The sequence below is a fragment of the Pseudomonas sp. FG36 genome (assembly GCF_057809275.1).
In genome coordinates this window covers 71,248-90,021 of sequence record NZ_JBMDJQ010000017.1, presented here as the reverse complement: position 1 = coordinate 90,021, position 18,774 = coordinate 71,248, and the positions used below count along the sequence as shown (strand labels likewise).

The following is an 18,774-nucleotide window of genomic DNA, read 5'->3' as shown; positions in this document are numbered from 1 at the left end:
ACCCATGGACAACCACAATGCTGTCACGCTGAGCGTGAACGGCCTGGATTATCGCGGCTGGAAGAAAGTCAGCATCAGTGCCGGCATCGAACGCCAGGCCCGGGATTTCCGCCTGGGCGTAACCTGGAGCTGGCCGGGCCAGGTGCAGGAAATCCCGGTGCGCCAAGGCGACCGCTGCGAAGTCCGCATCGGTGCCGAACTGGTGCTGACGGGCTGGGTGTTCGGCACGCCGATCAGCTACGACGCTCGCAGCGTCGAACGGTCGGTGGCCGGCCGCTCGCTGACTGCCGACCTGGTGGACTGTTCGGCGGTGAACAAGCCCGGCCAGTGGCGCGGGCAGAGCGTGCAGAAAATCGTGCAGGCGCTGGCCGAGCCCTACGGTGTGCGGGTGCTGAGCGAGGTGGCGGAAACCACCAAGCTGGCCGACCACCAGATAGAACCGGGCGAAACGGCCTTCGAGTCCATCGACCGCCTGCTGACGCTGTCGCGGCTGCTGTCGACCGATGACGCCCGGGGGCGGGTGGTGATCATCAAGCCGGGCAGTGCCGGCCGCGCCGTCGACCGCCTGGAACTGGGGCAGAACCTGCTGACCGGTAGCGCCGAGCTGGATTTCTCGGGGGTGTTTTCTGAGTACCGCGTCACCGGCCAGCGCTCGGGCACCGACACTGACTACGGCGCGGCGGCCAGCGAAGTGAAGGCCGGTGTCACCGATCCGCGTGCCTCACGGCGCCGGGTGCTGCTGATTCACGAAAGTGGCCAGATGACCCCGGAGCTGGCCCAGGCGCGGGCCAACTGGGAGCGCGGCAGCCGCATGGGGAAGGCGCTGACCCTGCGTTACAAGATCCAGGGATGGCGGCAGTCCACCGGCGCCCTGTGGGTGCCGAACATGATCGTGCGCGTGGTCGACCCGCTGATCGGCATCGACCGCGACATGCTCATCAGCGAAATCGAGTACGTGCTCGATGACGCCGGCACCGTGGCCAACATCGTGGTAGGCCCGCCGGATGGCTTCGACCCCGAGCCGAAAGATCCGCACAAGTCTCGCAAGCTCAAGAAAGGCGGCAAGGCCGACAACTTCGAATACCTGATCCCCGCTGACTGGAAGCCTGGCCAATGAAACCCATGAGAAATTTTCTCGCCCGGGGCGTGGTCGCCCTGGTCGATGCCGGCCGCAAGCTGCAGGGCCTGCAGATGCGTCTGACCGCCGACGAAGTGAAAGACGGAATGGAGCATTTCGAGCCCTACGGCTTTACGTCCAACCCGCTACCCGGCGCCGAGGCCCTGGCGGCGTTCCTGGGCGGCGATCGCTCCCATGGGGTGGTCGTCTGCGTCGCCGACCGGCGCTTTCGCCTGCAGGCGCTCAAGAGCGGTGAGGTGGCCTTGTACACCGACCAGGGCGACCGCCTGCACTTCAAGCGCGGCCGCGTGATCGAGATCGAGACGCTGACGCTCAAGGTCAAGGCCGAGACGGCCGTGGAGTTCGACACGCCGGTGATCCGCACCACGGGCCAGATCGTGTCGCAGGGTGACCAGATCGCCGCCGGCGTCAGCCAGGTCAACCACCCGCATGAGGGAGTGGCGAAGGGTAACCAGCAGAGCGGCAAGCCGGTGGTGACGGCATGACGCTGCTCGATGCCGAGTCCGAACGCGCCTGGCAGCGCGCCGTGGTGATCAGCCTCTTGACCTGGCGGCGCGCCGAGGCCGGCGACCTGCTGGACGATGATCAGCGTTACGGCTGGTGGGGCGATACGTTCCCGACCCTGGCAAATGACCGGATTGGCTCACGCCTGTGGCAGCTGCGCCGGCGCACGCTGACCGACGACACGGTGCGCACGGCCGAGGCGTTCGCCCGCGAGGCCCTGCAGTGGGCGGTGGATGACGATCGGGTGAGCGCCGTTACGGTAACGGCGTCGCGCAAGGTCGACCGCCTCGACATGCAGGTGCGGGTGGGCCTGCGCGACGGCCCGGTGATCGATGTTCAACTAGACAACCTGTGGCAGGTGATCAATGCCGTTTGAAATCCCAACACTGCCCGCCCTGGTGGCGAGGGCACAGGCCGACTTGGCCGGCGGGAGCGCCCTGGTCCGTTCTGACGCCGAGGTGCTGGCCCGCGTGCTCGGCGCGGCGTCGTCCGGCCGCTACGGCCATCAGCGCTACATTGCCGACCAGATCCTGCCCGACACAGCCGACGACGAAACCCTGCTGCGCATGGCCCAGGCGCGGCTTAAGCGGGGGCGCTTGGAGGCCGTGAAGGCGAGCGGGGCGGCCACCTTCACCGGCGCCGCCTCGGCGCTGCTCGATGCCGGCACGCTGCTGCAGCGCGATGACCAGGTGCTGTTCAGGGTGCGGGCTTCGGTCAAGTTGACCGGCACCGACGGCGTCGCCCAGGTCGAGGCCCTGGAGCCGGGCGAGCTGGGCAACACGCCCGCCGGCACCCAGCTGCGCCTGGTTTCGCCAGTGCTGGGCGTCAATGACACGTTCACTGTGACGGCGCCGGGTCTGACCGGCGGCACCGAGCAGGAGAGTATCGAGGCGCTACGCGCTCGGGTGATCCGTTCGTACCGGGTCATTGCCCACGGCGGAAGCAAGAGCGATTACGAGACCTGGGCGCTGGAGGTGGCGGGGGTGACCCGGGCCTGGGTGGTGCGGCGCTGGGTGGGGCCGGGCACGGTGGGGGTGTTCTTCGTGCGCGATGGCGATATCGACATCATTCCGAACGCCGAAGCCATCGCCGCCGTGGCCGCCTACATCGAGCAGGAGCGGCCCGTCACGGCCGAGGTGTACGTGTTGCCGCCGGCAGAGAAGCCGGTGCAGTACCAGCTGTCGGTCACCCCGGACAGCAGCGCGGTACGCCGTGCCGTGGAAGCGGCCCTGATAGACCTGCACAACCGTGAATCGGAGCTGGGCGCCACGCTGCTGGCCACCCACATTGCCGAGGCTATCAGCGGCGCCACGGGCGAGCGCGATCACAAGGTCATCAGCCCCGCCGGCGACGTGCAGGCGGCCGCTAATGAGCTGCTGACCTATGGGGGTGTGCTGTGGTCGTGAGGACGGTAGAGGACTACTACGCGCAGTTGTGCGCGCTGCTGCCACCGGGGCCGGCCTGGGATCGTGAGTTCAACCCAGGCGTCGACCAGGTGCTGCAGGCGGCGGCTCAGGAACTAGCCACCGAGGATCGCCGCGCCGCCGACCTGCTGGCCGAGAGCGAACCCGCCACCGTGCGCGAGCTGGTTCCCGACTGGGAGCGGGTCATGCAGCTACCCGACCCCTGCTTGGGCGATACGCCGGCGTTTGCTGACCGGCAACTGGCCGTGCGCCGCCGCCTGCTGGAGGTGGGCGGGCAGACGCCGGCGTACTTCGTGGAGCTGGCCTTTTCGCTGGGCTACCGCAATGCCCGCGTGGTCGAGCACCGGGCGCCGCGCTTCGGTCGGTCGCGCTTCGGCTCGGCCCGCTTCGGCACCTGGGGCGCGCAATTCATGTGGACCCTGGAGACGGGGCCGCGCCTGGCTCAGGGTAGCCGCTTCGGATTCAGTCACTGGGGTCAGACCTTCGGCGGTGCCGCCAACGGCGCGCTGGAGTGCCTGGTCAGCCGCGCCGCCCCCGCGCACACCCTCGAAACCATTACCTACGGATAACGCGATATGGACTACCCGAAACGCATTCCCAACGTCGGCCTGGTCGGCGGCAAATTCGTTGACGAAAACGTCAGCACGGGCCTGCCTGGCTCGCTGATCCCGTCAGCCTGGGGCAACGCTGTTACCGACGAGTTGTTGGCTGTGATCAAGGCCGCAGGCCTCACCCCCAGCGAGGACAATAATGCACAACTGGTGCAGGCGATTAAGGAACTCGCAGACAATGACGAAAAATCCGGCGTAGTGCCGGGTGATTACCGAAAGGTCAGTGTCGATGAATTGGGCCGTGTGACAGCGGGGAGCAATCCTACAACGCTGGCCGGTTACGGCATCACGGATGCCTATACACAGGCTCAGGTGAACAACTTGCTTACCGGCAAAGCCGACAAGGCGACAACGCTGGGCGGCTACGGGATCACCGATGTTTACACACAGGCTCAGGTGAACAACCTGCTCACCGGCAAAGCCGCCAAGGCGACAACGCTTGTTGGTTACGGCATCACGGATGCCTATACACAGGCTCAGGTGAACAATTTGCTCATCGGCAAAGCGGCCCAGGCATCCACGCTGAGTGGCTACGGCATTACCGATGCTTACACGCAAACCCAAGTAAACAATTTACTGGCCGGCAAAGCAGCCCAGGCAACCACGCTGGGCGGCTACGGTATTACCGATGCCTACACGCAAACCCAAGTAAACAATTTACTGGCTGGTAAAGCGACCAAAGCCACCACGCTTGCCGGTTACGGCATCACTGACGCCCTCTCGGCGCTCAGTATTGCTTCGCATGGTGATGTGAATGGGGGCGTTCGCGATGATGTGCTGATCTCCCCGCTGAAGTTGTTGAATGGGTTTGCGATAAGCAAAGCGCCTAACGGCTACGTCAAACTTCCTGCGTGGATGGGCGGCCTGGTTCTGCAATGGGGGAACATCGCTCCAGTGCCGGCTGCAGGCACAACGGTTACATTCCCCGTTTCGTTCCCGAATACGGTACTCGGGGTCTTCCCCAGCATCATTACGGCTGCCCCTGATGACTACGAAATCATGGTGTCGAATGTCAGCCCGCAAAATTTTGTGCTCAGGTCATACGCGGCTCAAATCCCGAACGCGTACTGGTTTGCTATCGGCTACTAAACAGGAGTTGTTATGAAGAAGTTCTACAGCCCCGGCACCGGCGGCTTTTACGACGAAGAAGTGCACGGGCTGCGCCTGATCGAAGATGCGCGCGGCAAGCTGATAGCGAACCCTGATTGCTGCATGTCGGTGGATGTGGTCGAGATCAGCAACGAGGAGCACGCGGAGCTGCTGGAAGGAGAGAGCAGTGGCAAGCGGATTACGGCGAACGAGGACGGCTATCCGGTGCTCACTGACCCGCCGCGGCCAAGCTCGGAAGAGGTTGCAGCCTTCGAACGACAATGGCGTGATGGGGCGCTTCAGGCGGCTATCTGGCTGCGCGAGCGTCACCGCGACCAGCAGGAGATCGGCACCGACACATCGCTGACGGCGGAGCAGTTCGCGGCGCTGCTGGTATACATGCAGGCCCTGCGCGACTGGCCCCAGTCCCAGCAATTCCCCGAGATCGAGCACCGGCCTGTCGCGCCGCCCTGGATCGCCGAACAAACCCAATGAAGCCCCGCACAGTCGGGGCATTTTCTTACCTGGAGAATATCCAATGCGTACATCGCAACGCGGCTTGAGCCTCGTCAAGTCGTTCGAAGGCCTGCGCCTGCAGGCCTATCAGGATGCCGTCGGCGTCTGGACTATCGGCCACGGCACCACCCGGGGTGTGAAGGCCGGCATGTCGATCAGCAAGGAGCAGGCCGAGCGGATGCTACTGAACGACGTGCAGCGGTTCGAGCCGGAGGTGCAGCGCCTGGTAACGGTGCCGCTGAACCAGAACCAGTGGGACGCACTTATCAGCTTCACCTACAACCTGGGCGCGGCGAACCTCGAGTCGTCCACTCTGCGCCGGATGCTCAATGCTGGCGACTATGCCGCCGCCGCTGAGCAGTTCCCGCGCTGGAACAAGGCGGGTGGCAAGGTGCTGCCGGGTCTGGTCCGCCGCCGCGCCGCTGAGCGTGATCTGTTCCTGGAGGCTGCGTGAGCAGCTGGGGTGTTCGGGTTGTCGCGCTACTGGCAGCCGTCGGGTCGTACTGGCTCGTCTACCAGCATGGGCGATCAGTGGAGCGCGCCGAGGCTGTCGCGACATCTGCACAGCGAGACAGCGGCGATCGCCTGGCCGAGGTGCTGGGCGAGCGCGGCGCCCGGGAAGAGGAACAGCGCCGCACCGCGGCACATGAAGAGGTGAGGGCGCATGCTCAGGAACAAAAAACGATCGCTGAAGGCGCTGCTGCTGGGGCTGATGCTGCTGGCCAGCGGCTGCACGACGAAGCCGGCAAACTCGCCGCCACCGTCGGTTGCCCCGGCGCGGATCCCGCCGTTGCCGCTCGAGGCGAGGCAGCCCGCCGCGCCGCAATGGTGCTCTCCGACTTGCTCGCACGGGCTGATGCTCGAGCGGGAGAGCTGGCGGCAGCGTTTGACCGCGCCAGAATAGCTGGGCTTGCCTGTGAGAAATCCTATAATGCCTTGGTTAAGCCGCCAGGATAGGCTTCGGCCGTTCGAGGTGGGTATGAAGGTGTGAGTATTTTGCTCTGCTCAGGTCGAAAGGACGTCGTCGATGCGTAGTTTGTTCATGTGTGCTGCACTGTGTTTGTCAGCCGTTGCCCAAGGTTCGAATTTTGAAATGGACAGTGCAAAGCCGCAGGTACTGAAAGTGGATCGTTGTGCGAATGCTGCGTTTATTGCTGTATCCATTTTGGAAGACAGTGATGATGGAGTTAAACAACATCTCGCATTAACGGGCGCTTTGGAGGGGCTGAGCAAAGGTAAGCTGGGAGAGGCAACACCTACTGCGCTGGAATTGAAGGTCACCCATCAGTATGCCTATCGGGAGTCTATTGGCATGCCTCGGCCCTTCGGCAAGCGTGAGCATGACTGGTTGATCGCTCAAGCGGCAGGGGGATGTGTCATGTGGATGCCGCTTGAGGGGTAGGGTTGGTACTTGATGCACAGTGGCGCGATCAGCACGTTTCGGCAGGAGAAATGTCGTGAAACGAACCATCGAAGGAATGATTGAGGCGGGAGAGCCACTTATCCGTGAGGCCATTGAGTCTTTGCGTGCCTACCATAACGCTCAGGACGCTGGAGGTTCGGTAGAAGAGATCGAGCGCTTACGGCTTATCGCGGAATCCTCATTCCAAGCGGTGACCGATTATCAGCTTTACGCCTTGGGTCACCAGCCACTTTCCCGCCATTGAGCTTCGTTCCGCTCAACAGGGCATCGGGCTGTTATGGCCCGCAGGTCATTCACACGCAGCGATGGGTTGGACTGCTCGCTTTAGCCTGCCGATGGCTTTAGGCGGCTCAAGCAGTATTGCTGCGAATCGTTCCGATTTCTGTCGTTTTTCTGTATTTGAAATGATTTCTTACAACTAGACCTTGGTATTATTTCTTTTTGCAGGAAGATCCGGATGAGTGGTAGTAAGCCCCCAATTTCTTGCTCGGCGGACATTATGTAATCTCGCCGACATTTAGCGCTGGGCTTCGTGGGGGCTTTGGGGTGGTAGAGCAAGAGCAAAATCTGGTCATTGCTGATTGGACGGGTAGGTACCTTGGTGCGGGCGTGCTACGAGAGGCAGAATATGATCACGCCCTGGCAGTAGCCCAGCGTCTTCAGCATTCTGGCTTGGTAAGCTCAACGGAGTGGATTGCAATGGTTCGCCAGGCCAATGCAGCCCTGCTGATGTGCGCTGAAGGCGACTGGACTTAGCCGGTTTCGTCTTATCCAGAAAAGAAAAGCCCGCAGGGGAGCGCGGGCGAACGTAGGAGATCGGATGAGCGTTTACTGTGCAGGATTTGACGTGAAAAAAGCGTGAAGGCAAAAAGGCCTGAATCTCCTCTGGTTTCCTAGAGCTTCTAAAATCGGTTCCAAAACTGAAATTACGACCCTTGGGCTATGCGGCCTGTAGCCGAGCCACCTCGTGTTAGTTTTGGAATCGTTTTTTGCGTTGACGCCTTGATAAATGGGCGCTTATGGTACGGTCTTGAAAACCGTCGATGGGCAACTATCCTAGAGTTCGAATCTCTACGCTTCCGCCACATAAGTGCCTGATTTCATTGGTGTTTACCTTAGGCAATCCCTCAAAAGGGAACGTTTTGGGAACATTTTGGGAATCGAAGGCAAAAGGAAGGGGCCGTCATGGCCCCTTTTTTTATGCGTTTCAGCTCAATTTGAGCGCCTGGTTCAACAACCCCACCACATCCGGCCCGTCCTGGCTGATCCACTTCGCGTAGTGCCTGAAGATCATGGCTGTCGAGGTGTGCCCCATCTGATCTGCAATCCACTCTGGCGTGGCCAGTCCGCTGCTCAGCATCTGGCTGGCGAAGGTGTGCCGGCAGGTGTTCGGACCGCGCTGGCGAACGCCGGCCTTCTCCAGGTGGCCGATCCACCACCCGTGCCGCAGTACGTCAGAGGATCGGTACGGTTCACCTGTGGCGGTGTTAGTGACTTGATCGTCTGCGCTTCCACACCGGCCATGGCGCTACTATCTCGGCGCAGCGGTCGCAGCAGCCGCGGAAGGCCTGCTTGACGTTCGGCTCTGAGCTGGATCGCCTTCCTATGGGCAATGGGGATGACTCAAATTTGTGGTGCTATTGGCCGGATTCGGTTAAATTTCATTCAGAATCAATCGCATGGAAGTGTCATATGAGGCAAAAAATCATACTGTATGCGGCAGTAATAGTTCTGGTTGTTTCTGTCGTAAACCTGTTTGTTGGAAATGGGAAGGTTTATCAGCTGGATCTATTTTCAGTTATTTCTTTCGGGTTGGCGATAGCGGCGTTCCTTTTGTCGTTGTTCGCGGCGTGGATCTCTTGGGAATTTTACAAAAAGTCCACTGAAGCGCTAGATCAAGTTCATGGGTCTGTTAATAAGATCGAGAATGTTGTTGGTGGTGTTCAAAATAACATTACCGAGATTGTACAAATTGCTGTCAAGCATTGGACCCAAAGTGCTGGTGCAGCGAACACAGAGATTATGGACAATTTGATTGAGGAGATGAAGGCCGAGCTCGAAACTCTGAAGGCCGCAGCTCCGGACGTCGAGGCTAAACTGAATAACGCCATTTCAAAAATGGAGCGTGATGTTGCAAACGCTCAGGAGAAAGTCGCATTCCCGTTTAGTGGACTTCAAAGTCAGCAGGTGATCCCCGCCATAGATGTCAGCCAAAACATACTGGTGGATGAGCCCGGGCGGATGGAAGGATATATTACCTTTAAGATCAATAGGCCTACAAAAAATGCAAGTTGTAAATTGAGGGTCAAAAATTCTATAGACGAAGTCACGAATGCCCATATTAAGATGGAGCGTCAGCCTGATTACGTTGTAGGTGAATCCATCAAGCTCCGGCACGGGGTCGATCAGTACGGAGCTCTTAATATTCACCTCGCGGGAAGAAGCCCGATCCCAGTTGGTGAATACATTGTTAAGGTTGAAGTTGACTATGTGTGAATCGCTTCGGCTGTAAAAAATAGTGAAATCGGCAATTTCACCAAAGGTCCATATAGGCGGCTATAAACTGCGTCGCCGCCTCAGCATTGATGGCGTTTCCGTAGGCGCACAGGCGTCCCACTTGGCTGGTAGCCCCATGAGCCAGCGGGAGTGTTCCGGGTTCAACTGGCCGCCACTTTCCATCCCGGCAGAAGAGCCAGTCAGCATCTGCCCACAGGACGTTAACCGGGCCGGCTGTGGCGACTCGCGTAGTAGGGCTACGGTCTCCGATAGGCCCATCATTCCCGGGCGAGGCGCCACGTTGCCCTGCTTGATGGCATCGGTCGCCGTGCAAGTTGGCCATCCCGCTAAATAGGCCTGTCTCGGCAGCTGATCGTTGCGATCCCTGCCGTTCCGCTGGGCCACCATGCCAGGTGTGTCCTTCCAGTCGCGTGTCGTTGGTGTGGTCCATCCCGACAGGCAGGCGGCTGCTGCCAAATCCGGCCCATGCTTCCGCATCGCCTCGAGCAATCCCCCCCTCGAAGGTGCGCACGCCCTTGTCGGCCAGCGCGGCGGTTGGCGTGGGCCAGCCAGGACGTGCGGCCTCGGATGTGCGGAGCACCGACGCCCGCAGACGGAAACGCGATAGCCCCGAAGGCATAAGCCATGGCTTCCACGTCAGTTTGTACAAGGTCGAGCCCAGGCTCTGCGTCCTTGCTTGCAACCTGCTCTCCAAAGACGGCTGCAGGCTGGCGCTCGCTGATGAGCCAGTGGAAATGTGGCCAGAGGTGCCGCTCTTCATCAAACCCAGCTCCCGCGCCTGCCGCGCTGAAAGGTTGAAACAGGTCGATCATCTGGCCAGCCTGCGCGGCGAAGGGTGTAGGACCAAACGCCGACGCCGGCGAAGAAGTGGCATTAGGTGTAAGGCTTGAGGTCATCGGGGTGAATATTCTCGATCGAGCGTTCGTCTACGTCGCCATGCGCGATATGGCTCGCGGTAATGAGGTTGCGGAGCCACTGCGCGGCGTATGAGTCGATCTCGTTGTAATACGCGGGCATGGGCGCTCCTCGCCTGGTCGGCGTTATCGTTGAATAGGGGAAGGCGCTGGCGGGCAGCGCCGAATGGAGTGGCGTGATTCGTTGAAGTGAACTATTGGTTGCTGTCTGGCATGGGGCCGGACATGGGAGCGAAGGAATGTCACAAGAAGCGAAAATTATCGCGCTGGAGCACTTGGTCTTCAGCCTGCTGCGCGAGCTTGATGGCCGGGGCGGCCTTGACCGAGACGAGGTAGTTGATCGCGCACTGAAGTCGATCCAGGAGGCTGGCTATCCAGGCGACGAGGAGCGTCGAACGGCAGCAGCCGGGGCCCTGAAAGACGCTGCTATCTTCATTGCTGGATAGGGTCTCGGTTGGCGCGCCGCAGCATCAGGCGGCGCGCACCTTGAAGGTCAGCATGGCTGTAGCGTCGTCGTTGAAGCACTCGGCCAGCTCTTGGTATGCCCGGTACTTGGCCTGGCTGCGGGTAGCTGCCCAGATTCGCCGCACGTAGTGGCAGGCATCGCCCAGCATGTACTTCACGTCGTCCCAGTCGTACATGTCGTTGGTGAGCACCTCCCACTCCTTGAGTGGCAGCTTCTCGGCCTTCTCGCCGTACTGCATCTCCCAGGAGGGGTGGTAGTTGCGGATGCGCTTCTTCGGGTCGCTGTCGAGGATGACGCCGATGTACTGGCCGCGATCGGCCATGATGACGCCTGGCTCACCGTTGGCGATCACGCGGCGCCCGACCTCGGCCGGGACATCGTAAGTGCGGCGAACGTAGTCGCAGTTGTAGTTGCTCATGGCTTTCTCCATGCATGCGCCGCCCTACGTGCTGGATGCGGCTGTAGTGTGAAGTGATGAGCTTGCTGATAAATTGTCGCCTTCGAATGGGAGGGAACATGGACGACACGTTATTCATTCCGCTTGTAGGGGCGATAGCAGTAGCTCTGATAGGCGGCGGTATATCTTTGGCTCTGGCGATTTTAACGAAGGATCAGAAAACCTCGGAGTTCCGACAAGCTTGGATTGACGCTTTAAGGGATGATGTCTCAAAGCTCGTTGCTCATATGTCCGTAGTTAAGTCGATATCAGTGATCGTTAGAGAGATGGAGGAGGACGATAAGCAGAGGTTCATCCTTACCAAGCAAGATCATTTTCTTGAGACCGGCGTGGTTGTTACTCGGATCAGGCTTCGATTAAATCGCGACAAAGATGCGAGGCTGATCGCGCTGGTCGCCAAAACAGATGGGATTGGTAAGGATCCTGATGCCTACGATCGGCGTATCGAAGATATCGTTGATGAGGCCCAGGCAGTTTTAAAAACCGAATGGAAGCGCGTCAAAAAAGGCGAGTGGTCCTTTAGGCTGCTTAAATATTTTTCACTTTTAGTTCTACTGGGTGGCGTGACGTCGAGTTACTTGGCTTGGAAATATGGCGTCGCCGGTCTAAAGATGATGATGGGCTTCTAGCTTTCAGTCATGGGTGGGAATTAATGGCCGCTGGCGCCGGCCTTTCGGAGTGCTCAGGTACGCTCTGCCAGCAGTATCAGACCAGAATCGTCGGGGTCGTCGCCGACTTCCAGGCCTGGCGTGCGAAGCTCGCGGCTCAGTCGGAACTGATCGAGCTTTCGCACCACGTTTATGCTTAGTTCTATTTTGTGGCGCGGAGGCGTGAGTAGCTTGACCGCTTCATCGCGGGTGAGCTCATGCAGGCAATGGATCATTACAGTCATTGCCTCGCCTTGCTCCTCGATGCCGTACCGCCGCTTGCCGGAAAGCGTGTGCTAAAAGCTTTGATAGCGGGGGCCTGATATTAACCGCTGATTATTTTGTTACGCTCAAGAAATACGGCCCTTAACTCCTCAGTATTAGCAAAGATTTTTATTGCTATATCCGCTGCGAGATCTTGTAAGGACTGAATATTTTTCTCGCAAATAGAAATTTCTCTATTTACTGGATCCCATAGGCTAGAAGAAATTCCCCGGCCATCTCGATTCTCAGTATCTTTGTATCTCTCATATCTTGCAAAGGCGCGCCCTAGTCGGGAATCGTAATGAGCAATTCGCCTGTCAATCGCAGCAGTCATCGAATCTTTAAGGCGTTCCAGAGCCTCGACCGTATAGCGTTCCTTTGAGTCATCTATTTGACTCTGTTGAGAGTTGAATGTCTTGCTCTGTAAGCTCTGCATTACATTAAACTCTCGACGCTGAGTGTCCAGCAACTCTTTCTGTAAACCGATGGTTCTAAGGACAGCTAACAGAGCAACAAAAGAGACAAGAGGACCGAAAACACCACCAACATAACTACCAAAAGCAGACCAGTCTTGGGCGTTTTCAGAAAGGTCGCCGGAGAAAACGTCCCGATAAAGGTAAAAAGCCACCGCTACCAATACTATTAAAAAAAATGGAGACCACATTAAAGCTTTCGAAAAAATATCTTCGATAGTTTTCTTCTGGACTTCAGCTTTTTCCATTTCAAACCCCGTGCAAAAGCCCAATTGTGGCACGAAGCCATCGCGGAGAGCCATATCCATGCCAATAGAAAACCGATCCAGCAACACAGAGATGGTCAGCGTGCCGCGCGACATCATCGAATTCGCCGTTGGCTTCAAGACCCATGGCTTCAAGAACCTGACCGAGCAACACACCGACCAGCGACATGCGCAGGACAAACTGCGCGCATCCTGGCTCAAGGCTTTGAGCGATTACCTCAAAAGGTAATCAGGGGTAAGGGTAAAGGTAATTTTTCTTAAGTAGCTGATTTTAAAGGGTTTGATATTTTTGGCATCCAACCCTTCTTTGAGGTACCAAAAAATTACCTTTTCGAAATCGCTGTAGCCCTTTATTCACGTGGCCTCCAGAGCTTTATCAAGACCCGATTACCAAAATTACCATTTTTTGATGGGTCAACCTGAAACAGCGTTTCCCCTACTTGGGAGGCCTTGGCGAGGTGACGTACACACCCACTCTGGGAACAAAAACGCTCGCAAACGCGCTCTGCATCCCACGGAAATCAAGGCCTCCAGCCCGGCCGGCGCCATTTCGTTGAGTTCTAATCTCTACGCTTCCGCCATATTCAAAGCCCTGACCTAGTCAGGGCTTTTTGCGTTCTTGGGGTCGGAAAAAACCGGACGGCGGTCCTTGGGGAAGTAGCCACGGCGATCTCTCGGGTTGGCGGTCAAGTGCCTGCAGATCGCCCAGCAGCGCCGGTGAAATCAAACGGTATTCGATCTCATGGGCACTGCAAGCGAATCGGCGAGCACCTCGAGCAGTCTTTCGCAACTGCCCTTGAGGTTGTTGCTCGGCTGGATCAGTAGGCCTGCTGGGTGGGTGGGCGTGGTTGCCTGCTGAAATTCAACCCTCCCTGGATCGTCAGCAAGGTGCGGTAGCCAGCGTACGCGATCAGGACGCATGACATGATGACCAGCAGGCGAGCGTTGAAGATGCCTCCTCGGGCCACCAACATGAACCCAAGGCCACAAAACAGCATGGTAAAGCCGACAATGCCCGGTGCGCGGGTGCGTCTTGCGACACCCAGTATCATAAGGATCTGGACGATCGCCACCACGATCCAGTCCGCATAGAACGCCCACTCCCCCAAATGCATGAGTACGTTGGCTTTGAGGGGGAAGGTGATGTTTGTCCCGCGCTTTGCCACATGGGGATAGATTTCCCGAGTCTCGGCCGTGGACACAGGCTTGCTTGGCATCAGCTGGCGAGGAACGAAAAGAGTCATTGCATCTTCCAGGGCATACGCCTTGGGTTCTACTTTATGGCTCTCGATGACTCTGAGGACATCCTCCGAAATGAAGGCGGCATTGTAGTTAAGGTCTTCGAAGCTTTCCGTGGGAGCAACTTGCGCAAGGGCAGGTGGAGCTTGCACGGCTTTGGCTCTGGGCGAATGGCCCGTAAGCTTGGCCGCAGGAGTCACCACCTCGGGGGGGGCGTCTGGTGCGCGCAGCCCGGTCACGATGATGAAGGATGCGCCCATGGCGGCGATAGCGAGTATGCTCGCGATCAAGAACTTCCAGAGTGCCACGCGCTGGAACATCAGTAGAACAATGAACATGAGTGCGAACAATATCAGGATCCCACGACCACCACTGAATGACACAATCAGCAGGCCCAGCAGAAGAAAGGTGCCATTTTTCTTCGTCACACCACCAAAGTACATATCCATCAACTGCAGAAACAAGGCCGAATACATGGCAAGGACCATCCAGGCCGCCCCGTCGGTTGCTTTGTAACTGTACAGTGGGTAATTCTCGACCACGTAGTGCAGGGAGAGTGTCCCCAAGGAACTGTAAATGTTCAGTGCCAACAGCCCGAGGGTACCCGTTGCAATGAGTGTGAGGGCCAATGTTGACAGGCTTTCGCGTGAGGGACGGAAGTCATCGAGTAGCCCCGCTCGCCGGGAGACCTGGTACCCCAGCAAGGCGACGACCAGTGCACAGGCAATATCGATGATCGCTGCGCCATTCAAATAGGTGGACGTCAGGAGAGGGTACTTTTCGATATCAAGATAGCGGCCAATGAACAAGATCTGGTAAGCGGCGTAGCATCCTAGCGGTCCAACCAAGATCAAAGCTGCTTTCTTGGTAGTATTGTTGAAAATATTCATCCGTTAAATTTTCTCATACTCAAACACTCCATTAGTCGACCCTTTCAATTGTAGTTGAAGGTTTGGGCGGTAGCGGTGGCTGATCCGAGGGCTGCAATGGCAGCGGTCGGTCACGCCAGATAGCGAGTTGGCAACAGAGCTTACGAGATCCATCTCTAGCTTGGAATGATGTCACATTAACTGGCCGTGCACGCTGCCGTTCGTCACGCTGGAAGACGCTCCCCGTGCGGGTTTGTGGCGGTGGCAGAGGGTCTTCAGGCGTTCAGCGGAAACAGGTCGGTACGCTGCCGCCATTGCTGCTGGAGTAGTGTTTCAGGCATACCGTACGGGAAACCTTGGTTCTGCATTCGCAATGCTGGGCCTCGGAACGGGCAGGGCGCCGCAGGCCAGGCCCACGACCCCATGGCTCGAATGCTCAGAACTGATAGCCAACTCCCGCGTAGTACCCCCAGCCATCAGACCGACCGCGGAAATCGCCGTCGCCGAAATTCAGCTGGCTGCCGTCCTGCCAGTTGCCGCCATTGTGGAAATGACGGCCCACCAGGGTGAAGCGCAGGTGAGTGAAGGCGTACAGCAACACGTTGGTGGATACCGTGGCATTGGCCGTGCGGTTGGGGTTGTCCTTGTGCAGGTCCGAGCCGAAATCGAAGTTGGTGAAGCCGATATAGGTCAGCGAGGCGCCGTTGTCGAACTTGCCGAGGGGCACGATGTACTTGAGCTGGGCCCGGTAACCGTCCCACGAATACTCGTTGCTGGCGCCATAGTTTTCCCACTGGTAGCGACCGTAGAAGTTGGCCGACAGGTTGACCCGCGAATGGGTGTCGATGTCGGTGCCCAGGCCACTGAAGAGGGTATTGGCGCGGTTGGCGCTGTTGCTGCCGTGGTCATAGATCCAGTCGAAGGCTACGTACCACTCCTTGAACGGGCCGACGGCCAGGCTGCGTCCGGCCAGGTAGTCGATGGAGATCCGCGGCTCATGCTCCATGAACAGCGGTGAACCGTGGTCCCACGCGCCTTTGTCATGGCTGTTGCCGATGTCGAGGATCTTCGGGATGTCGATGTAGCCGTACAGCTCGAACGGCCCCTTGCGGGCGAAGTACTCGTATTCGAGGTAGATATCGTCGACAGGGCGGGGGCCGAAACTGATGTCCTTGGTGCCGATCAGGGTGAAGTTCTGGTTGTACCAGTCCGACAGGTAGGGGCCCGATTTGGCCGGCGCGGCGGCCGGGCTCAAGGTCTCGCCCTGGGCCGACTCGCTGGGGGGAATGTCCTGGGCCTGGGTGGTGACGCTGAGTAGTCCCGTAACAGCGCCCAGTAGCAGTTTGGCAGGCAGGGAGAAGCGGGCCGTTGCGGGTAAAGACGGTCGGTGCATTGAAAATCCTTGTTCATGCAGTGGTAAGCCCCTGGTGGGGCGATGTGTCGAGAGATGCAGTGATTGTTCGCTCAATGGCTCTGAGCAAACGTTTGCATAGTCTGTACCAAATCACCCGAGGTCGTTGAAATAAAAGCCGATTCGGCGTTTGAGCTGATCATTGGGTTAGAAAAACGCCCTGAAATTGGGCATGGCGCGTGCGCATGAGCGAATGGAGGGGCCTGATCTCCCTGCGTCGCAACAATCCGTTCGATTGAAATAATCCAGCAAAAAATGGGTTCTAGGATGGCCGCCGCCCATGGAGGGCATGTGTGCCCAAGGACGAAACGAGTAGGCCGAGGCCGCGCTGGGCCTCGCTTGCCGCCAGGGAGGGTATCCATGACAGGGATGCCCCACGGTTTCGGCTGTGGGGCAGTTTCCCGAACTGTCCGAGCCCTGGCTGGGCCGCTTGCGTGTTGCACCATTTGAGTCTCGCAAGGAGAACGCAGGATGAGATCGACCATGATCAAGAGGCTGCACCTGGGGGCACTGAGTGTTCTATTGGCGGTCTCGACAGAGTCCGTCGCGCAGACGGTTGTCCAGGCACCGGCAGGACCGGTCCAGGGTGTCGTCATCGACAACGTGATCGCCTACAAAGGCTTGCCCTACGCCCAGGCGCCGGTCGGTCCGCTGCGCTGGCGGGCGCCGGTTGCGCTGTCGCCCTGGACGCAGACGCGTGTCGCGGACGATTTCGCCGCCGCTTGCCCCCAGCCAAGGCAGGTCTCCCCGAGCATCTACAGCTCAGAGCTGCCCGAAATGTCTGAGGACTGCCTGTACCTCAACATCTGGACGCCGGCGAAGGTCGAGAAGGCGCCGGTCATGGTCTGGATCCATGGCGGCAGCCTGATGACGGGTGCCGGCAACGACGGCCGCTTTGATGGTGCGGCGCTGGCTGCCCAGGGCGTGATTGTGGTGACGATCAACTACCGTCTCGGCGTGTTGGGCTACCTGGCCCACCCTGAATTGAGCGCCGAGAACCTTGAGGGTATTTCGGGCAACTATGGCTTGCTGGATCAGGTCCAGGCGCTGAAATGGGTGCGTGACAACATCGCGGCGTTTGGCGGCGATCCATCCAATGTAAGCATCGCGGGGGAATCCGCAGGTGGTCTCAGCGTGCTCTACCTGATGGCTTCGCCCCAGGCACGAGGGCTGTTTCACAAGGCTGTGGCGCAGAGCGCCTACATGATCTCCACGCCTGAGTTGCAACGCTCCAGCCATGGCGATGTACCGGCGCAGGAGAGCGGCCGGCGATTGGCGCAGCGCCTGAAGCTGGATATCGCGGGCCTGCGCAAGATGGAGGCAATGGCGCTGGTCAGGGCTGCCGAGGCTATCCGCTTCATGCCATCGGGGACTGTCGATGGCAAGATTCTGCCGCGCCAACTGGTCGATACCTTCAACCGCGGCGAGCAGGCACCGGTACCGCTGCTGGCGGGTTTCAATGACGGCGAAATCCGCTCGTTGCCGTTCCTGGCGCCACCGGCTCCGGCCACTGCGCAGGCGTATGAAGCCACCATCCGAGCACGGTATGGGGACCTTGCCGATGCGTTCCTGCGTCAGCATCCGTCATCCGCGATGACAGAAAGTGTCCAGACCGCCGTTCGAGACGCCATGTACGGCTGGACGGCCGAGAAGCTGGTGCGCAAACAGACCGAACTCGGCCAGCCTGCCTACTTATATTACTTCGATCACGCTTACCGCGCGACCAACGAAGCCAAGCTTCACGCGTTCCATGCGGCGGAAATCCCCTACATTTTCGCTACCTTCGACCGTACGCCGGCCGCTTGGCCGCGCCCTCCGCTAACCCGTGGCGAAGCGCGCTTCAGCGAAGCCATGAGCCAATACTGGGGTTCGTTCATCCGCACGGGCCAGCCGCGGGCCGAGGGGCAGGCGCACTGGCTGCCCTATGGGCAAGACCGCAACTACCTTGCTTTTGAAGACGTTCCGCGAGCAGGCCAACATCTGGCGCAGGGCATGTTCGAGTTGAACGATGAGGTGGTGTGCCGTCGCTTCAAGGAGGGCGGCGTGCCCTGGAACTGGAACGTTGGTCTGCGGGCGCCTTCGGCAATGCCGTCTGGCTGTTGACCCTGCTTCGGGGCTGGGCGATGGGGAGCGCGGAGCACCGCATACCCATCGCCATTTGCCGGGCATCACTTCACTGCAACGTCTCGGGCTTCCTCCCCTGGGAAGCCTCCTTCAATCCCTGTTCCATCCGCCCGATTACCTGCGCCAGTATCGCCGCTCTTTCCAGCTCTCCTGACGCCTTCATCCGGGCATGATCCCTTCGCAGGTTCAACAGGCATTTTTGCAGTCCAAGTGCCGAGCTGTCGTAGTTGTCCATGCTGTACTCGTTGGTCGTGGGCATCCGTGCCGTTGTAAGAAAGGCTCGACGGTATCAGGTCAATTCTCCTGCCAATACTGATTATTCATACACCGGCTCACAATCCCGTAGAAACGTCCTACAGCGACAAAAGAGGCGTCTTACGGGATGGCTTGGGTGACTGTTTCGGGATGCTTCCGTTCATTCT

Annotated in this window: 23 protein-coding genes; 16 read left to right on the top strand and 7 right to left on the bottom strand. The window is 59.0% G+C overall.

The annotated features are described in order from the left end of the window. Window positions 1-4: 4 nt before the first annotated feature. The 12 genes from ACODS9_RS15170 to ACODS9_RS15115 all read left to right on the top strand — a co-directional run bounded on the left by ACODS9_RS15170 (window position 5) and on the right by ACODS9_RS15115 (window position 9,201). Window positions 5-1,117, top strand: coding sequence for a phage baseplate assembly protein (locus ACODS9_RS15170; RefSeq protein WP_111533083.1), 1,113 nt, complete (start codon window positions 5-7; stop codon window positions 1,115-1,117). Then, window positions 1,114-1,623: a phage baseplate assembly protein V gene (locus ACODS9_RS15165; RefSeq protein WP_111533084.1), complete on the top strand. Its 510-nt coding sequence runs from the start codon at window positions 1,114-1,116 to the stop codon at window positions 1,621-1,623. Before ACODS9_RS15170 ends, ACODS9_RS15165 begins: the two co-directional genes overlap by 4 nt. Further along, on the top strand, window positions 1,620-2,018 hold the full coding sequence (locus ACODS9_RS15160) for a phage GP46 family protein (RefSeq protein WP_104444098.1): 399 nt from the start codon (window positions 1,620-1,622) through the stop codon (window positions 2,016-2,018). The genes ACODS9_RS15165 and ACODS9_RS15160 overlap by 4 nt, the downstream gene beginning before the upstream one ends. Further along, on the top strand, window positions 2,008-3,048 hold the full coding sequence (locus ACODS9_RS15155) for a baseplate J/gp47 family protein (RefSeq protein WP_111533085.1): 1,041 nt from the start codon (window positions 2,008-2,010) through the stop codon (window positions 3,046-3,048). Before ACODS9_RS15160 ends, ACODS9_RS15155 begins: the two co-directional genes overlap by 11 nt. After that, window positions 3,039-3,635: a YmfQ family protein gene (locus ACODS9_RS15150; protein WP_111533086.1), complete on the top strand. Its 597-nt coding sequence runs from the start codon at window positions 3,039-3,041 to the stop codon at window positions 3,633-3,635. The genes ACODS9_RS15155 and ACODS9_RS15150 overlap by 10 nt, the downstream gene beginning before the upstream one ends. Before the next feature lie 6 nt (window positions 3,636-3,641). Beyond that, window positions 3,642-4,766, top strand: a complete 1,125-nt coding sequence (locus ACODS9_RS15145) for a gp53-like domain-containing protein (protein ID WP_111533087.1) — start codon at window positions 3,642-3,644, stop codon at window positions 4,764-4,766. A 12-nt stretch (window positions 4,767-4,778) separates the two neighbouring features. Further along, complete coding sequence (locus tag ACODS9_RS15140; RefSeq protein ID WP_489094192.1) at window positions 4,779-5,261, top strand: phage tail assembly chaperone; 483 nt, start codon at window positions 4,779-4,781, stop codon at window positions 5,259-5,261. 43 nt (window positions 5,262-5,304) lie between these two features. Then, window positions 5,305-5,736, top strand: coding sequence for a lysozyme (locus tag ACODS9_RS15135; protein WP_111533089.1), 432 nt, complete (start codon window positions 5,305-5,307; stop codon window positions 5,734-5,736). Window positions 5,737-5,946: 210 nt separating this feature from the next. Then, window positions 5,947-6,186 carry a hypothetical protein gene (locus tag ACODS9_RS15130; RefSeq protein ID WP_489094191.1) on the top strand — a complete coding sequence of 80 codons (240 nt, stop codon included), beginning with the start codon at window positions 5,947-5,949 and terminating at the stop codon, window positions 6,184-6,186. Between the two features lie 123 nt (window positions 6,187-6,309). Then, window positions 6,310-6,684, top strand: coding sequence for a hypothetical protein (locus tag ACODS9_RS15125; RefSeq protein WP_225933369.1), 375 nt, complete (start codon window positions 6,310-6,312; stop codon window positions 6,682-6,684). A gap of 76 nt (window positions 6,685-6,760) precedes the next feature. Next, window positions 6,761-6,949, top strand: coding sequence for a hypothetical protein (locus ACODS9_RS15120; RefSeq protein WP_111533091.1), 189 nt, complete (start codon window positions 6,761-6,763; stop codon window positions 6,947-6,949). A gap of 1,448 nt (window positions 6,950-8,397) precedes the next feature. After that, on the top strand, window positions 8,398-9,201 hold the full coding sequence (locus ACODS9_RS15115) for a hypothetical protein (protein ID WP_489094190.1): 804 nt from the start codon (window positions 8,398-8,400) through the stop codon (window positions 9,199-9,201). Between the two features lie 894 nt (window positions 9,202-10,095). Here the strand turns inward: ACODS9_RS15115 and ACODS9_RS15110 are convergent. Beyond that, window positions 10,096-10,239, bottom strand: coding sequence for a hypothetical protein (locus ACODS9_RS15110; protein ID WP_489094189.1), 144 nt, complete (start codon window positions 10,237-10,239; stop codon window positions 10,096-10,098). 136 nt (window positions 10,240-10,375) lie between these two features. Here ACODS9_RS15110 and ACODS9_RS15105 point away from each other — a divergent pair, with 136 nt between their 5' ends. Further along, the gene (locus tag ACODS9_RS15105) at window positions 10,376-10,582 is read left to right on the top strand and encodes a hypothetical protein (protein WP_489094188.1); all 207 of its coding nucleotides are present in this window, start codon (window positions 10,376-10,378) and stop codon (window positions 10,580-10,582) included. A gap of 24 nt (window positions 10,583-10,606) precedes the next feature. Here the strand turns inward: ACODS9_RS15105 and ACODS9_RS15100 are convergent, their stop codons facing one another. Then, window positions 10,607-11,020: a hypothetical protein gene (locus ACODS9_RS15100; RefSeq protein ID WP_489094187.1), complete on the bottom strand. Its 414-nt coding sequence runs from the start codon at window positions 11,018-11,020 to the stop codon at window positions 10,607-10,609. 98 nt (window positions 11,021-11,118) lie between these two features. Between ACODS9_RS15100 and ACODS9_RS15095 the strand changes: the two genes are divergently transcribed. Continuing rightward, window positions 11,119-11,688, top strand: coding sequence for a hypothetical protein (locus ACODS9_RS15095; protein WP_489094186.1), 570 nt, complete (start codon window positions 11,119-11,121; stop codon window positions 11,686-11,688). 53 nt (window positions 11,689-11,741) lie between these two features. Here ACODS9_RS15095 and ACODS9_RS15090 read toward each other — a convergent pair whose 3' ends face one another. Both ACODS9_RS15090 and ACODS9_RS15085 read right to left on the bottom strand, forming a co-directional pair. After that, window positions 11,742-11,951, bottom strand: coding sequence for a hypothetical protein (locus ACODS9_RS15090; protein WP_489094185.1), 210 nt, complete (start codon window positions 11,949-11,951; stop codon window positions 11,742-11,744). Window positions 11,952-12,031: 80 nt separating this feature from the next. Beyond that, window positions 12,032-12,808: a hypothetical protein gene (locus ACODS9_RS15085; protein WP_489094184.1), complete on the bottom strand. Its 777-nt coding sequence runs from the start codon at window positions 12,806-12,808 to the stop codon at window positions 12,032-12,034. Between ACODS9_RS15085 and ACODS9_RS15080 the strand changes: the two genes are divergently transcribed. Further along, a complete protein-coding gene (locus ACODS9_RS15080; protein ID WP_489094183.1) occupies window positions 12,792-12,938 on the top strand; it encodes a hypothetical protein in 147 nt (48 codons plus the stop codon). The genes ACODS9_RS15085 and ACODS9_RS15080 overlap by 17 nt on opposite strands. A 589-nt stretch (window positions 12,939-13,527) precedes the next feature. On the opposite strand, the gene ACODS9_RS15075 is transcribed toward ACODS9_RS15080, so the two are convergent. Next, complete coding sequence (locus ACODS9_RS15075; RefSeq protein ID WP_489094182.1) at window positions 13,528-14,838, bottom strand: hypothetical protein; 1,311 nt, start codon at window positions 14,836-14,838, stop codon at window positions 13,528-13,530. A 415-nt stretch (window positions 14,839-15,253) separates the two neighbouring features. Then, the gene (locus tag ACODS9_RS15070; protein WP_489094181.1) at window positions 15,254-16,210 is read right to left on the bottom strand and encodes a nucleoside-specific channel-forming protein Tsx; all 957 of its coding nucleotides are present in this window, start codon (window positions 16,208-16,210) and stop codon (window positions 15,254-15,256) included. A 489-nt stretch (window positions 16,211-16,699) separates the two neighbouring features. Here ACODS9_RS15070 and ACODS9_RS15065 point away from each other — a divergent pair, with 489 nt between their 5' ends. Further along, window positions 16,700-18,331, top strand: a complete 1,632-nt coding sequence (locus ACODS9_RS15065; RefSeq protein WP_489094180.1) for a carboxylesterase/lipase family protein — start codon at window positions 16,700-16,702, stop codon at window positions 18,329-18,331. 70 nt (window positions 18,332-18,401) lie between these two features. Here ACODS9_RS15065 and ACODS9_RS15060 read toward each other — a convergent pair whose 3' ends face one another. Further along, the gene (locus ACODS9_RS15060; RefSeq protein ID WP_102682584.1) at window positions 18,402-18,587 is read right to left on the bottom strand and encodes a hypothetical protein; all 186 of its coding nucleotides are present in this window, start codon (window positions 18,585-18,587) and stop codon (window positions 18,402-18,404) included. Window positions 18,588-18,774: the final 187 nt, after the last annotated feature.